This is a genomic window from Endozoicomonas sp. ALB032, assembly GCF_049310125.1.
Classification (GTDB): domain Bacteria; phylum Pseudomonadota; class Gammaproteobacteria; order Pseudomonadales; family Endozoicomonadaceae; genus Endozoicomonas_A.
The window spans coordinates 5,522,510-5,538,040 of record NZ_JBLYNW010000001.1 but is presented as its reverse complement, the minus strand read 5'-3'; the positions used below and the strand labels follow the sequence as shown (position 1 = coordinate 5,538,040).

General features: G+C 45.1%; 13 protein-coding genes. 10 read left to right on the top strand and 3 right to left on the bottom strand.

Features of this window, described 5'->3' with window-relative positions; translation table 11 throughout:
* Positions 1–203 precede the first annotated feature (203 nt).
* The 3 genes from ACO6VG_RS20365 (at position 204) to ACO6VG_RS20355 (ending at position 3,898) form a co-directional block, all read left to right on the top strand.
* The gene (locus ACO6VG_RS20365; RefSeq protein ID WP_422475331.1) at positions 204–1,043 is read left to right on the top strand and encodes a hypothetical protein; all 840 of its coding nucleotides are present in this window, start codon (positions 204–206) and stop codon (positions 1,041–1,043) included.
* Positions 1,044–1,045: 2 nt separating this feature from the next.
* A complete protein-coding gene (locus ACO6VG_RS20360) occupies positions 1,046–3,172 on the top strand; it encodes a DNA methyltransferase (protein ID WP_422475329.1) in 2,127 nt (708 codons plus the stop codon).
* Positions 3,173–3,238: 66 nt separating this feature from the next.
* Positions 3,239–3,898 carry a hypothetical protein gene (locus ACO6VG_RS20355; RefSeq protein WP_422475327.1) on the top strand — a complete coding sequence of 220 codons (660 nt, stop codon included), beginning with the start codon at positions 3,239–3,241 and terminating at the stop codon, positions 3,896–3,898.
* A gap of 119 nt (positions 3,899–4,017) precedes the next feature.
* On the opposite strand, the gene ACO6VG_RS20350 is transcribed toward ACO6VG_RS20355, so the two are convergent.
* On the bottom strand, positions 4,018–4,965 hold the full coding sequence (locus ACO6VG_RS20350) for a helix-turn-helix domain-containing protein (protein WP_422475325.1): 948 nt from the start codon (positions 4,963–4,965) through the stop codon (positions 4,018–4,020).
* A gap of 375 nt (positions 4,966–5,340) precedes the next feature.
* Between ACO6VG_RS20350 and ACO6VG_RS20345 the strand changes: the two genes are divergently transcribed.
* The 4 genes from ACO6VG_RS20345 to ACO6VG_RS20330 all read left to right on the top strand — a co-directional run bounded on the left by ACO6VG_RS20345 (position 5,341) and on the right by ACO6VG_RS20330 (position 9,258).
* Positions 5,341–6,423 (top strand): hypothetical protein, encoded by a 1,083-nt coding sequence (locus tag ACO6VG_RS20345; RefSeq protein ID WP_422475323.1) that lies wholly within the window; start codon positions 5,341–5,343, stop codon positions 6,421–6,423.
* Positions 6,424–6,593: 170 nt separating this feature from the next.
* Complete coding sequence (locus tag ACO6VG_RS20340) at positions 6,594–7,037, top strand: hypothetical protein (protein ID WP_422475321.1); 444 nt, start codon at positions 6,594–6,596, stop codon at positions 7,035–7,037.
* A gap of 114 nt (positions 7,038–7,151) precedes the next feature.
* Positions 7,152–7,868, top strand: coding sequence for a tRNA-(ms[2]io[6]A)-hydroxylase (locus ACO6VG_RS20335; RefSeq protein WP_422475319.1), 717 nt, complete (start codon positions 7,152–7,154; stop codon positions 7,866–7,868).
* Positions 7,869–8,079: 211 nt separating this feature from the next.
* Positions 8,080–9,258, top strand: a complete 1,179-nt coding sequence (locus ACO6VG_RS20330) for a hypothetical protein (protein ID WP_422138123.1) — start codon at positions 8,080–8,082, stop codon at positions 9,256–9,258.
* Between the two features lie 75 nt (positions 9,259–9,333).
* Here ACO6VG_RS20330 and ACO6VG_RS20325 read toward each other — a convergent pair whose 3' ends face one another.
* Together ACO6VG_RS20325 and ACO6VG_RS20320 are read right to left on the bottom strand one after the other, a co-directional pair.
* Positions 9,334–10,068 carry a UDP-2,3-diacylglucosamine diphosphatase gene (locus ACO6VG_RS20325; RefSeq protein WP_422133985.1) on the bottom strand — a complete coding sequence of 245 codons (735 nt, stop codon included), beginning with the start codon at positions 10,066–10,068 and terminating at the stop codon, positions 9,334–9,336.
* A gap of 12 nt (positions 10,069–10,080) precedes the next feature.
* Positions 10,081–10,572 carry a peptidylprolyl isomerase gene (locus ACO6VG_RS20320; RefSeq protein WP_422133984.1) on the bottom strand — a complete coding sequence of 164 codons (492 nt, stop codon included), beginning with the start codon at positions 10,570–10,572 and terminating at the stop codon, positions 10,081–10,083.
* Between the two features lie 387 nt (positions 10,573–10,959).
* On the opposite strand from ACO6VG_RS20320, the gene ACO6VG_RS20315 reads away from it, so the two are divergent.
* The 3 genes from ACO6VG_RS20315 (at position 10,960) to ACO6VG_RS20305 (ending at position 15,479) form a co-directional block, all read left to right on the top strand.
* On the top strand, positions 10,960–12,654 hold the full coding sequence (locus ACO6VG_RS20315) for a glutamine--tRNA ligase/YqeY domain fusion protein (RefSeq protein ID WP_422133983.1): 1,695 nt from the start codon (positions 10,960–10,962) through the stop codon (positions 12,652–12,654).
* 74 nt (positions 12,655–12,728) lie between these two features.
* Positions 12,729–14,108 (top strand): cysteine--tRNA ligase, encoded by a 1,380-nt coding sequence (gene cysS, locus ACO6VG_RS20310; RefSeq protein ID WP_422476309.1) that lies wholly within the window; start codon positions 12,729–12,731, stop codon positions 14,106–14,108.
* Positions 14,109–14,759: 651 nt separating this feature from the next.
* Positions 14,760–15,479 (top strand): hypothetical protein, encoded by a 720-nt coding sequence (locus tag ACO6VG_RS20305; protein WP_422475317.1) that lies wholly within the window; start codon positions 14,760–14,762, stop codon positions 15,477–15,479.
* Positions 15,480–15,531 lie beyond the last annotated feature (52 nt).

Here is a 15,531-nt window from a genome sequence, read left to right as displayed (position 1 = left end):
CTTACTGGTTCATGTCAATAGTAAACATACCCACAAAAAACCTTCTTTAGAGCTTCTCGTTAAGTCTAATCCTGTAGCCAAATTTAAGGCTTATCGGACTATTGAACTATCGTCTAATCCCGTTGCAGTGAAAAATACATAGTATCAATGGGCGCGGATTCAAGTCAGACTATGCAGCTGAAGTCACCTTGAAGAGTAGAGCAATGTTCCATAGTGCCCAACAGATAATGAAGAGTGTTTACGATCACTTTTATGGTCTGACTGTAAATGGCGTGATACCTATTGATCTCCGCGCTCCAGCTTTGGTGGGGACAGTGCAGGATGACCCTTTCGACTGCCTTATTCACCAAGAAATTCAGCAAGCGTTCCCAGATTTAGAAGTCACCAGTTCGGGTAAGTTGACCACACCAGATATCATTATCCGAGATAGGCGGTCTGGCGTGATTGTTGGGATCGAAGTGAAGAAATTGATACAGAAAGCCAATGGCACCGACTCTCGCGGTTTGACGATGGATTACAATAGCTGCTTGCCGTGTGGCACAGCCATGATAAAAGTTGGGAACAGCACTGTAGATATTCCTTGCTACTACTTATATGCTCTTCTGAGCAACGATAGCTCTAGCATTGTAACCTTCATCCTGATGCACGGTGACTTCATAAATTACGATTTTGACCTTCACAAGCAAGCCAAAGTTGCTAACCAATCAGAGTATCATCATGGTCCATATGGTGAGGGATCAGTTCGCCATAGAGCTATGTATACATACCCGAATCCACTGAATTACAAGCTGACTTGCTTTCACACCAGAAAAGTTTTTGTGGGGAAGCAGTATGATTGTTCCACTTTAGGGATTTCGCATTTAGCCACAGAGGAAGTGTCTCGAGTTGATGTTCAAGGTAATGTTTTCTTATACAACATCATCGATAACGGTAAGCAGGTTTCCACAGCACCACCTGTAGCAATTCAAGATATTTTCGCTGACTGTAAGACTCGAAAGGCCAAAAAAAGAACATCGGCATCTATGCCAGTACTGAGTGCATAACTTTGAAACACGTTATTGAAACAGACTTTCCATTCGAAAAGATCGATCCTATAGCTGAGAACGAAAGCTACCGAAAGGAGATCAATCGACCCATCTATCATATTCACAAGTGGTGGGCAAAGCGCTTGGGGAGCGTTTTTCGCTCCATCGTCTCAGGGGCTCTGACTGAAGGTGAGTGGGTAGATTTCCATGCTCGCCAGAAGCACTCAGGTAAAGTTGTTCTTGATCCGTTCATGGGGTCAGGGACGACGTTGGGTGAAGCTGCAAAATTGGGTGCTAATGTCATTGGCTGCGACGTGAACCCTGTTAGTACGTTCATGGTTTCACAGGCATTGACCAGAGTAGATCCACTGGAGCTAGAGAACGAATTCAAGCTGATTGAAAGGGACATCAAGAAAAGCATTTTGCATTACTACACTACTACGGTGCCGAACTCTAGCAAGCCTACGCAAGCTCTATATTATTTTTGGGTAAAGGTGGTCACAACTCCATCAGCTGAAGAAATTCCACTGTTTTCGAGCTACGTATTCAGTAAAAACGCCTACCCAAGCAAGAAACCAGATTCACAAATTTGGTGTCCTTCATGCGAGTCCATCTTTGTAGAAAAATACAACAGTACAGAGGTTGAATGCCCTTGCTGTTCGCACGAATTCAACCCCCAGGCAGGCCCAGCTAGAGGGGCAAAGGTCGTTGACTCAGAAGGCAATGAATACAAGATCAAAGACTTAATAGCTAACTCTGGTAAGCCTCCCAGTCATAAGCTATATGCTGTGATGGCTCTTGATGAAGCAGGCAATAAGGTTTACATCAAGCCAACAGAATTTGATTTTAATCTTCTGGCGGAGGCTCGTGATCGCCTCGCAGAGCTTGAAGGCGTATTGCCCTTGCCGACTATGATGGTCCGTCCCGGTCATAATACGGATCAGGCTAGAGGTTATAACTACAACTCGTGGCGAGTTTTTTTCAATGATCGGCAGTTACTCTGTCTAGGTTTGCTTCTTGAGAGAATACTAAAGATAGAAAGTAAGGTTGTCCGTGACCACTTCGTATGCCTCTTCAGTGGCACACTTGAGTTCAACAACTTGTTCTGTAGTTTCAAGGGCGAGGGCACTGGTGCTGTTCGGCATATGTTCTCCAATCATATTCTGAAACCTGAGAGGACTCCTCTTGAAAACAGTGTATGGGGTACGCCTAAGAGCAGTGGCACTTTTTCCACTCTGTTCAAGAGCAGACTGATAAAGGCCAAAACATATCTGGATAAGCCCTTTGAGATTTCTTTGAATACACGTGGAAGCGGTCGTGCCTCAGAGAAAGTGGTTTGTAGCGATCCTATAGATGTTACCGTTACTAGCTCTTGGGACGAGTTTTGTTCTGCAAGGCAGGGAGCTTTGGTGCTAAACGGAGATAGTTCTACTTTGCCTATCCCTGATGCTTCCGTTGATGCTGTGGTAACTGACCCGCCTTATTTTGATTTCGTTCATTATAGTGAGCTGAGTGACTTTTTCTATGCTTGGCTGACTAACGCTTTAGGTGGTGAATATGGATATCTCAATAGAGTAGATTCTTCGCATGAAAATGAGGTCCAGGATAAAGACTGTGGCAGCTTTACTCGAAAAATCCGTAGTATTTTTCAGGAGTGTAACCGCGTCTTGAAAGAGGATGGGCTTCTTTGCTTCAGCTACCATCACTCCAACATTGATGGTTGGATGGCTATCTACAATGCTGTAACCGGGGCTGGTTTTGATATTGTTGCGGCACATCCGGTAAAGGCAGAAATGTCTGTAGCAAGTCCTAAAAGTGCAGCCAAAGATCCCATTAATATTGATGCGATTTTGGTTTGCAAGAAAGAAGTTGAAGCTCCAGTCATCGTCGAACCCAAAAGAGAGATTCAGCGCCGCTTCAATGATTATACTGATCGATTTGATGAGGTTGGCCGTAGTCTCAGTTCTGGTGATCGATTTGTGATTGCATGTTCCCAAGCAATAGTTGTTGCCTCCTGTTCACGACTGAGTAGTGAAATGACTGTTGGCTTAATCGAGTGGGCCATTGCTGAATGTGCATCGGCAAAAACAACCATACAGTCAACAGCGATGAAAATAGTGAAGTCGCTGCCTGCTCTGGACATCTGACCGATTTATCTGCATATTGGCACGGCACTGCTTCGTCAGTGTCATCCTCTTTTAGGTATCAGAATTATGAATAGACCTTTCCTATTTCAGAATAACATGCCAACTGGGTATGTAAACCAGCATCAATATCAGCCTCAGTCGATATTTGATGAACTGAAGAATTTCAAGTATGAGATGGAAGCTCACGAAAAACATAAATCCACTCTAGATCAGATCATACCAAATCTGATTAAGATTGATGCTCGCTTGAATAGAATGAACGATGAACCTGTGGTTGGTGACCCACTTAAAGTAGCGCGTGAGTATGTTGATACCATAGTTTATCTAGCAAAGTTCTGTGAAAATTATCTTGAGCAGTCTGAACAAATTGCAAGTCTGCGTTCAGGCTTCATAGATGCTGGCTTAAAACGTTGTAACTTTCTTGATAAGTTGAATACTGAAACCCTAGAACTGCAAGCATATGAGTTCTTTGCTAAAGAAGGTTCTTTGTGGAATCCATATACAAATTGCTCGGCTAGGGAGCACGGTTTCTTCAATGAACAAGAGCTTGATGAGTTTTTCATGAAGAACAAAAAGTGCTTTCTCGAGCTATTCGAGGAGCATGTGAGTCTTCGATATTCTATTCAGGAATCAACGCTTTCGGGATTCATGACTCCTGAATATGGTACACTGGTCTCGCGACATAAAGATGTAATGGAACTTTATGATAACCTAAAAAGCCTTTAAGGAGTGGCTCTCTCAGGAGGAAGCATGAAGAGAGTTTTAGTGGTGCTGATGACTATAGAGGTCGAAGAGAGAGGTGCGGTCCAATGGGCCGCACCTCGCTTTAGTTTAGAAAAAATATCCTACCTAGCTGAAAGTTCTGACCGTTCAATAGTTAACTCCACATCCAGCTTCTCACAGATGGCAGGCAGTACCTGATGTATAAGCCTCAAATTTGTCAGAATCTCATTCATGTAGACATCTGGATGTATTCTGTCATCGTTAAATCCAAATGCTTCCGCCTCTGCCTCGTGAACCAAAGAGCCGGGATCACGCGAGATGAGATGGTATAATTCAGCTTTTAGTGGGTGTCCAGCTTTTACGGCTTGTCTCTTTATTTCGTTAATTAGTTTTTCAGAATACTTTTCTGTCTTATATCGGAAATCATTGTAGTTTGTCAGTAATTCATTTTCTTTTCCTATTTTGGTTAGAGCAAGAGGAGGCAAACAAAACTCTAATTCACGACAATCTTCAAATAGTCCAAGTTCATCATCATAAGTAATGTCTGAAACGAATGCAGCATAAAAATCATATAATTGAGCCCAAGCAATAAGTAATTCATATATAAGACTTGAATACGGATTAACCCTGATAAGGGAGTCAAAAAGCTCTTCATTTTCGTCGTAGTCCATTGAATAATCAAAATCAATGTCTGCTGGAAACGTCTTCGGTATCTCAATCCCTGCTTCGGTTAGACTTCGAAGGACGTAGAATAACAGTAACCCCATATCATCATCGAAAGGCTGAGTGTTATAGTTACACTCCGCATTTTCCTCGGCCATTTCAGCCAAATATTCAACCAGCGTGTACCACTTATTGGCCTCCTTTACGCCCCCTGTCCAATAAACCACATCTGGATCTAGCTGATCGAGATCCAAAATACCCTTAATTTTTTCACTCATATCGCGGGACATATATTCATCCGCTTTCCACTTAGTGATTTGTGCAGGTGACACGCCGAGCCTTAACGCCAGCTCTTTCTGAGTTATCTGGAGATCTTTGAGTGCTAACTTGATCAGATTTGAAGACATGATGGCTACCTCATAAATTTTGTTAGTAAACATATACCCTTGTTTTACATAACAAGATAGCTGTCGGTTTACTAAAATGCAATAAATATTTAGTAAATATCTCGTACGGATTAATGGTCTAAGGCTAAGAGAGTGAAGTTCGCCAACGACGAGAGAAATCTCTTTGCAGCGAGGGTTTTCTGATCTGAAGGCTCAGAAGTGTGGTAGATGATTTATCTGTCTAAATTTAATTTGTTAGGTTATAATTCTATTTGATATGTCGTTTGATAGGTTCAATCCTCTATTTCCACATCAAGCTTAGTACAATCCCATATTAAATACACATATGCATTATCGCTACGATGGCTCCACGGCTACTTAAAGGAGTCTTGTGGGGTGTTTTGTGAAATTTTATATCAGGGGAAGGCTATTCGTTTTGAGGGACAGACGAAAAGAAGCCTGAGGGATCAGATCGGGTTGCACTTTGAACGCTTGGGTCTGAAGCTCAATCTGACGGGTACCGATACAGGAGTAATGGGACTGTTATCTGGTCATCGGAAGGAGTACAAGGGAATCACTGTATTGAGTTACTCTTATGTATCATCTGAGAAAAAAGTCACGCCGAGAAACACATTAACGCCTGAAGTTGCTAGCAAACGTTTGATTGAGCTGGGTATTCCGCAGGATGTGGTGGAGGACTGCCGCTCGAAGTGGCCACCAAATTTAACATCGGTAACAAAGGCACAATATCCTTGCACTCAATGCCTCAAAACGAGGCAAACTACTTATCAAGCTATTTTTACTGGAAAAAACAGAATCTGCATTGATTGCGTGAGGCTCAACAATAGGAAAAGGGGTGAAGCAAACCACCGGCGGCTTAATTCGGAAAAATCGTTAACGTTTGAGTTGATCAAATACGTCAATGCTCGTGAAGCGTATTATCGTTGCAATATCCACGGAATAGAGTTTAGGGGCAGACCCACTAATATTGATGTCCAAAACACAAACTCCTGCCCGACATGCAAGAGAATCAGGCGAGGACTTGGTGAGGACAAAATCCTCAATGACTCAGCCTATAGGGCAAGAGTGGAGAAGAATAGAGCTACACACAGAGACAGGGTTCAGTGTCTACTGTCAGAGTTGCCTCCTTCAAGCGAATTTGAAGTGTTAGTTGATGGTGACTCATTTCGAGCCTCTTATTGGTTTTTATATGCAGATACTCTCAGTAGCATTGATTCCATTAATAATATGGCCAAGTGCACAGTTGGTTATTGGCTGAACGGGAACTTAATACATGATAAGCAGCGCATTTGTGTGAGTGAGGAGAGGTTTTATGGTGGTTTTGGCGTTCTTGAATATATAGCTCAACGACTGGATATAGATTTCTCTGAACTTACTGAAAAGAGTCGGGAGAGCAGCACCGAAAGGATATGCACAATAGCAAAATACATAAAAGAAAATGGAATAAAAGAAATATAGAGAGACTAATCCCTTCGTGCCTCCCGTTCGTGTGTTTTTATTACGCATCCATTGCAATGTCAAATCAAAATCTTTTTGGTGAAATAAGTATAGATACGCATTAAGGTTGTCTGCCTGAAGATGGAACAATGACACATTTCAAAAATCCTCTAATAGCCAAAGGTGTATCGATGAATTCCAATGATGATCTCGATGATCTCCTTCAGCAGGCTCAAGATACAATTCAGCCATCTGAAAACGATGTATATGACGACTCTTTCGAACCGGATCATAGTAAACAGCCACACGAGTGGCGTGATGAGTTGATCGCTACGAGCAAAGGCAAGTTGTTAAACAAAGGATACGGTTTCTGGTTTCAGGGGCAGGCTGCTCCAGTAAAAATCCAAATTGCAGATACACAGTACCAGCAGGTATGTGGAACCAATCCAAGATTATCCGTTTTTAGTGATAAGCATGATGATCCTAAATTGGCCAAAGTCCTTGAAAAGTATGGACTTCAGGTGGTTTATAGTCGTGGGTACGCAGTAAGTGGTTTCGATTTTCGTGATAGGAGAAGTGTAGAATCGTTGATTAGGGCACTGACTCATATTGTGATTGACTACGCAAAAATGTGATGGCGGTTTCGGTTGTGCTTTTCGATCGTATGTCAGTCTGAGCCGAAGACTTCAAAAATGCACTTTCACTGCTGAGTGAGCGCATATATGCTTGGAGCCCAGAGGAGGGGCTCCATGACTGATACACAGCAATTACTTGATCCAATACTTGAATTCCTACCCTGCGAAACGCCTGAAGAGTGGATCGCTGAAGCCATCAAGCCTGAAAATCTACCGACACTGCTTATCGACCACTGTAATAATGAACTCAAGGCCGCTCAGTCTGCAATGTCTATAGCGGGTCGATATAGGAGTGGGAGTGCATCTAAGCAATCGGAAGTAAAACGAAACTGTGAAAAAAAAGCGGCTTCCACTGCCTTGAACCTGATGTATCGCTACACCGGGCATTTTCAGTTGCTCAACAAAATGTCGCGCCTGGCTCGTGAGGAGTTGAGGCATTTTGAACAAGTTCTGACCATTATCAAAAAACGGGATATTCCTTATGGAACCCTGTCAGCTTCACGTTATGCCGGAGCGCTAAGAAAGCACGTAAGAACCTGGGAGCCCGCTCGAATGGTGGACACCTTGATTATTGGTGCTTACATTGAAGCCCGCTCCTGTGAACGATTTCACAAGCTGGCCCCATATCTTGATGATGAGCTGAAGAAGTTTTACCTGTCACTGCTCAAGTCGGAAGGTCGACATTTCAAAGATTACCTGACTCTGGCAGAAAGTCTTTCAGAAGAATCCATAGAAGAGCGAGTGGCTTTTTTTGCCAAAGTAGAACGGGAAGCCATTGAGTCCGCTGATGAAACCTTCCGTTTTCACAGTGGCGTTCCGGCCACTGCCTGAAATGTAGCCAATCAGGGAATGGTAGATCAGCTTCGTAGTCTATAATCGAATACTTAGTGGGTTTACCCTGTGCTGTAAATTTTTTATTTATCTCAATAGCTGTTGCGTAAAGTGCTTTCAACTGACTCTATTCTTACGGCTTCTCATCTCTGATTTCCCACCTTCATTCTGATTCAGTTTGACTGGGATACTGGTTTTCGGGAGATATGCAATGCCCCTGCTGAAAAGAAAATCACTGCTGCTGATCGTTTTTTTTTCTGGAGCTGGACAGTTATTTTCCAGTTCTTCTCTATCGATTCTTGACCCAGAGGGTCCGTCGAATAGTTTCAATGCTCTGATACGAGAGGTCAGGCCAAACTTCTGGGGGAACTGGGATCTGGATCTTGCCATTAAGCCGGGTGCGATCGGTGTGATTGATACTGATACTGGAACATTTCATTCTGCAGGGCAGCAGATTTCCAAAATCTCTGTGGCTTCCGGTGACATTTCTGAACAGCTGAAAATATCGACTTCTCATGTTAAAGGCCCTCAGGTAGCCTCATTTCCAATGAATGATCAGTCATCAAAAGCGAGCGTAAATACGGACCTTAAATGGCAGTTCAGCAAACGGGGAGCGATGATGGCTCAATGGGATCTGGTAAAGGAGGATAGTTTGAAGGAGCCATTTCGGGTTATCAATGAGAATATGGATTTCTTGAAATCAGTCGCTGCAGATATGGAGATGTATGATCCTGGAGCCGATGCCATTTCCCAGGGGTTTGGAGTGGTAACCAGTGTGCTTCTGGCAAAAAGCGGGATGAATGTTGCGTCACTCTCAGACTCTTCCCAGTGGAGTATTACCGGCAAGGCCAGCAATTTACAGAGCATGCTGGGGCATGGTTCTGCAAAGGCATCATACTCCAGCGCCGGGGGTGATACTGATGTAATCAGCACTATCTGGCCCAGTCAACCAAACACCACAACTGAAGATCTTGTTCCTGTTGCATACACCTTTGCGTCGATTAGTGGCAAGCAGGTCATTCCTTACTGGATGGAAGAGATTGAAGCTTTTCAAATCATCTTCGAAAACAAGGGGAGTTACTTTATCAAGGCAACCTTAAAGTTCCAGACTCCGGAAGGTGAGAAGGAGCTGCATCAGGATATTGTTGGTTTTATGACCAGAACTATGGAGGGTATTCCATTGAATGCAACAGAACTGGCCCTGAAAATGGAGTTTGTTGATGCAATACCCAGCACCACAGAATTCTATCATTGGGATACGCCGCTGGGCAGGTGGTCTTCAGGGAAAAGACATGTCGAGATTAACGGGTGGTGGCCATGGCAGCCTTCATTTGTTGTTCGGGAGGATCATATGACTACAACGTCAATGGGAATCCTGAAGGACGAATGATAATCCATAAGAAGCCATCATCGCTATTGGAAGATGGATAGATAGCAGTAGGTGCCGGGTCGGTATTATCTCAACTTACAGGAGTGGCTCGATACAGAAAGCGTCCATTTTCAGTCCTGATTCGTCACAGGTCAGCACCCAACCCTGCCGGTCCCAATCGCCAAGTACAATCCGTTTTCCGGTACCTGAAGCCAGTTCGACTTCATGGGTATCCGGGCGATGAGTGTGACCATGAATCAGCGTTTTGACTTGATACTTGTCCATTACCCGAACCACCTCCTCCGGAGTGACATCCATGATGGCCAGAGACTTCGTGGATTTGGCTTTTTTGCTGTTGCTGCGTAATTTTTGAGCCAGTTTTTTCCGGTAACTCCGTGGAGTGAGGCGAAGTATGCCCAGAACCAGAGGGTTGCGGATAATCTTGCGGTAGCGAAGGTATTGCGTGTCACCCGTGCAGAGCAGGTCACCGTGCATCAGCAGAACCGTCTCGCCATTCAGGTCAATGACGCAGGGGTCATTGAGCCAGGTGGCTCCGGTCATTCTCAGGAAATCCTTGCCGATGGCAAAGTCACGATTACCTGCCATCACAAACAGTGGCTTGCCTGAATCAGAGTAGGCTTTGAGTTGACGGGCTATGTCATGATGAAAGGGTTCCATGGCGTCGTCGCCCACCCAGTATTCAAAGAAATCGCCCAGAATGTAAAGAGCATCTGATTGAGAAGCCTGCTCCTGCATGAAAGAAGTGAACGCCCGGACAATGTCCGGGCGTTCGGGTGTCAGATGCAGGTCAGAAATGAACTGTATGTTCATTCAATCGGCTTCCTATTCGACGACAGCAGACTCAATCAACACGTCATCTTCAGGAACATCCTGATGACCGGCCCGGAAGGTGGTTTTAGCCGCCTTGATCTTGTTCACAATATCCATACCTTCAGTGACCTGACCAAATACGCAATAGCCCCAGCCATCCGGCGTCTTGGAGGTGTGGTTAAGGAAATGGTTGTCAGAAACATTGATAAAGAATTGCGATGAAGCTGAATGTGGGTCCATCGTCCTGGCCATGGCAATAGTGCCAATGGTGTTTTTCAGGCCGTTGTCTGCTTCGTTTTCGATAGGTGTCTGTGTCTCTTTTTGAAGCATACCTGGCTCAAAACCACCGCCCTGGATCATAAAACCATCAATGACCCTGTGGAAGATGGTACCGTCAAAGTGGCCACTCTTTACATATTCCAGAAAGTTAGCCACAGTTTTGGGGGCTTTTTCAGCGTCCAGTTCCAGTTTGATATCGCCAAAATTGGTGTGCAGTACAACCATAGGGTTACCGTAATCTCTGTTCAGATGATCCGCGAACGGAAAACCTCCAATTCTAGGTGGTTATGAGACAGGTGTAAAAGGTCAGAGTGGAATAAACAGCGATGGGTGACTTAATCAAGCTGCTTGAGATGCAGGAAACTATTTACAGAAACCGCAAGCCAAAAGTCGGTCTGACCTGTACCCTTCGACGGGAAAATGTTAGTCTCAGGCGTTAACCAAACAGCCATGGGCGATTGAAAAGTCTATTATCGCTCTGGATGGCAAAAGATTTTTTTACGGTAAAATAATGCATTCCCTCTAGAGCATGGGCGGGTCAGATCCTGAACGGTCTGATGTCTCCGGGCTTCTGTATCAGAGAGGGCTTTCTCTTCCAAGACGCTGGTTGCAATGAGCACAACAGACACTTCATCCAACAAACCATCAAAATCCGGTAATTTCCTTGAGCAGATCATTGAAAAGGATCTGGCTGCAGGTCTGGTTCAATCGGTTCAGACCCGATTTCCGCCGGAGCCCAACGGCTTTCTGCATATTGGACACGCCACCTCCATCTGTCTGAACTTTGGATTGGCTGAGCAATTCAATGGCCAATGTAACCTGAGGTTTGATGATACGAATCCCGAAAAAGAGGAGCAGATGTATGTCGATGCCATTCAGGAAGATGTTCGCTGGTTGGGTTTCAAGTGGAGCGGAGAGGTTCGCTATGCTTCCAGCTACTTTGATCAGTTTTACGAATGGGCTCTCTACCTGATCAAAGAAGGAAAGGCCTATGTGGATCATCAGGACGCCGAGTCCATGGCTAAAAACCGGGGTGACTTTAATACCCCTGGCGTTGAAACGGAATGCCGCAAGCGGTCTGTAGAAGAGAATCTGGCAGAGTTTGAAAAGATGCGTGCCGGTGAGTATGAAGAAGGTCAGTGCAGCCTGAGGGCCAGGATTGATCTACAGAACCCCAACATGAATATGCGTGATCCGATTCTTTACCGTATCCGCAAGGTGCCTCACCACCAGACGGGTGATAAGTGGTGTATCTATCCAAGCTATGACTTTGCCCATGGTCAGGAAGATGCCATTGAAGGGGTAACGCACTCGATCTGTACACTGGAATTTCAGGACCACCGTCCGTTATACGACTGGTTTATCGAGAACCTGCCGGTGCCATCAAGGCCGAGACAATTCGAGTTTGCCAGAACGAACCTGAACTACACCGTCACCAGCAAGCGAAAACTGAAGCGACTGGTGGATGAAGGTATCGTAGAAGGGTGGGACGACCCCCGTATGCCTACCGTGTCCGGTATGCGTCGGCGTGGGTACACACCGGCTTCTATTCGCAAATTCTCCGATATGGTGGGCGTCAGTCGTTCCGACGGTATTGCTGATGTTTCCATGCTGGAGCATGCGATCCGTGACGATCTGAACAACAACGCAGCACGTGCCATGGCGGTTATCAATCCGCTGAAAGTCGTGATTACCAATCTGCCTGAAGGCGAGGTACAGGAAATGACCGCAGCGGCACACCCTAACAAGCCTGAGTTGGGTGAGCGTAAACTGCCGTTTACACGTGAACTGTATATTGATCGTTCAGATTTTACTGAAGACACCACTCTGTCACGCAAAAAATTCAAGCGACTGGTGTCGGGTGAGTACGTGCGCCTGCGCAGTGCCTATGTCATCAAATCAGACCAGGTAATTAAAGATGAACAGGGCAAAATCACTGAGATTCACTGCAGCTATGTACCCGGTACAGTGGGAGAAAACCCTCCTGAAGGTATTAAACCTCGTGGTGTGATTCATTGGGTGTCAGCGAGCCATGGCAAGCAGGCAGAAATCCGTAAGTACGATCGCCTGTTTAATAACCCTGCTCCAGACAAGGGTGATGAAGACTTTATGGCTCATGTGAATCCGTCTTCCCTGGAAGTGGTGACAGGCTGGGTTGAACCCTCTCTGGTAGAAGCGAAGCCGGAACAGGGCTTTCAGTTCGAGAGGGAAGGGTATTTTGTCGCCGATCGACGTGAACACTGTTCTGAAAAACCCGTGTTCAATATGACGATTGGTCTCAAGGATACCTGGGCCAGTAAAGTCTGACGAGTGGAATCAAGCTCTCCCATTTCAGGGAGAGCATACAGCCTGGATCATCGGGCTACAGGACAAAGAACGTGTTGCAGATATACAACTCCCTGACCAGAACCAAAGAAGCCTTTAAACCACTGAATGAAAATCATGTGCGGATGTACGTCTGTGGTATGACAGTTTATGACCTGTGCCATATTGGTCATGCCAGAACGGTTACGGCTTTTGATGTGGTCTCCCGTTACCTGAGAGCTAAAGGCTACAACCTGACTTACATTCGCAATATCACTGATATTGATGACAAGATCATTCGTCGCGCCACTGATAATGGTGAAACTATTGACGTGCTGACAGATCGTATGATCGCCGCCATGCGTGAAGACTTTAAACGTCTCGGCAATCTGGAGCCTGATCAGGAACCCAGGGCGACCGAGCACGTGGAAGGTATGATCGAAATGATCAGTGACCTGGTTGAGAAAGGCTTTGCCTATGCACCGGGCAATGGCGACGTTTACTTCCGGGTTCGCAAATTCGATGGCTATGGCAAGCTGTCTGGAAAAATTCTGAAAGAACTGGAAGCCGGTGCCCGTATCGAAGTCGATGAGCAGAAAGAAGACCCTATGGACTTTGTGCTCTGGAAGGGAGCTAAAGAAGGTGAGCCAAGTTGGGCCTCACCCTGGGGTAATGGCCGTCCTGGCTGGCATATAGAGTGCTCGGTTATGGGTAAGTGCTGCCTGGGAGAAACCTTTGATATTCACGGCGGCGGTTCAGATCTCAAGTTCCCTCATCATGAAAACGAGATTGCCCAGAGTGAAGCGGCCAACGGTCAGACCTTCGTGAATACCTGGATGCACTCAGGTGCCATTCGCATTGATAATGTGAAAATGTCCAAGAGCCTGGGTAACTTCTTTACGATTCGTGAGGTGCTGGATAAGTACCCGGACGAAGTCGTGCGTTATTTCCTGATTTCCAGTCATTACCGCAGTCCGGTTAATTACTCGGAAGATAGTCTGAAAGAGGCGTCTATTCGCCTTGAGCGTCTATACACTGCACTGAAAGGACTGGATGTGGCTGGTGTCACTGCGGCTGAAGGCACTCGTTTTGAAGAAAAGTTCATGGCTTCCATGGATGACGACTTTAATACACCGGAAGCATTGGCGTCCCTGTTTGAACTGGTACGTGAGCTGAATACCATTCGTGCCGAAGATGAGCAGAAAGCCATGCCGCTGGCAGCTTTGCTGGTCAAACTGGGTGGCATCCTGGGTATTCTGCAAGGTGATGCCGAGTCTTTCCTGAAGTCCGGAGCCGATGTCGATGAAGCCTGGATTGAAGCAATGATTCAGAAGCGCAAAGATGCCAAGAAGGCTCGTGACTTTGCTGAAGCGGATCGTATCCGTGAGGAGCTGGCCAGTCAGGGTATTATCCTGCAGGACAGTCGGGAAGGAACCACCTGGCGTATTGAGCGCTGATAGACTTTTCAGGACCTGGAGTCTTCAGGTCCTGCCAAACCTCAAGAATTTTTACTCCTGTTGCCAAAAATTAAGCCCTAATATCTGCCCTTCAATGAAAAATACTGGCACAATGTCGCTCAATAGAACCTGTTTACTCATCCAACCAGAATGCCATTGAGCCAAGGGATATGTGCTTGTCTGCTGTTTCGGCAGATTTAACTCTCAGGGCGGTAGCGTGCTTCTTGTATTTTGCGACAAGGGCTTTTTACTGTATGAGCACACGGGTTTGTCATATCAATGTAGATCCGGTTGTCTTTTTGTTAAAGAAACCGTCAGCTTGATTTTAAAGCTATAGCCCCTCACTCTCAGAGTTTTGTCTGCTTCAGTCATAAAAGCAGATGGCATGGTAAACTCAATAACTGTTATTTTGTACAGTGTTATTGAAAAAATACCAAAAATGCAAATAACTCACTCGCGGCCTATTCGGTACGGTAGGTAGAACAGCTCGTAGTCTGTTGATAATTAATGACTTTTTGACGGATTGAAAAAACGGGATATATCTCGAGTGCGTTGATTTTCTCTGATTTGGGGGGATATGGCGCGTGTGAGTGTAATATCTGATATCACTCGTTTGAGTTTTAATAGCTGTTACATTTCTAGGAGAAAAATGTGCCAAAGATTTTAATTCTGTTACTGTCCATTACTCTAGCCTCGTGTGCTTCAGTACCCGCAAACTTTGGGCCACCATCGCCCACATCAAAGATAGGACTTTTCCTCTTAATTGATGACTATCCAAAACACGAGCACGTAGGCAACACTATTTTCCAAAATAAAGAAGTGAATGCCTCCTCTGATACAGATTTCAAACAGAAATATTATGAGAAAATAGCAGAGATTTTTGCGGTGAAAAACTATGAGCTGGTGAAGCTAAAGGAAAATGAAGACCTGTACGAAAAGAGATTCAGCTTATTCTCTTACGCATCGAGCAATATTTACTTCAAGAGCGATGTTAAATCGGTCTTCAATCAGGTTGCTGTTGAGAACGGGCTAGATTTCATTATTGTGGTTCATCCGCTAAACGGGCCAGCATGGCCTAATTCCAGTGCATATATCGATGGCTACGGCTTATATACTGGCTGCAAGTTTGGAAGCTGTACCGCAGAAGCTTTAGATCATGTTAGTGCTCGATTTTACGATGTAAAGAATCAGTCATCCCTTAAACCTATGGGTTTTAGGTACTATCAACGTCCCACAATACCCGAAATTAATCCATCAAAAAGCATCGAATCTATTACGAGCGAAGAAATAGACCTAGCTGCTACAAAAGCACTTGAGAAATTTATGGGGCAATTTAGGGGTATGGCACAGGCATCTGGTTTTGTGCAGTAAAAAATTTAACAAGGCCAGCCAGAGGGACCAAAAAACCGCCGCTTCGCTCTGG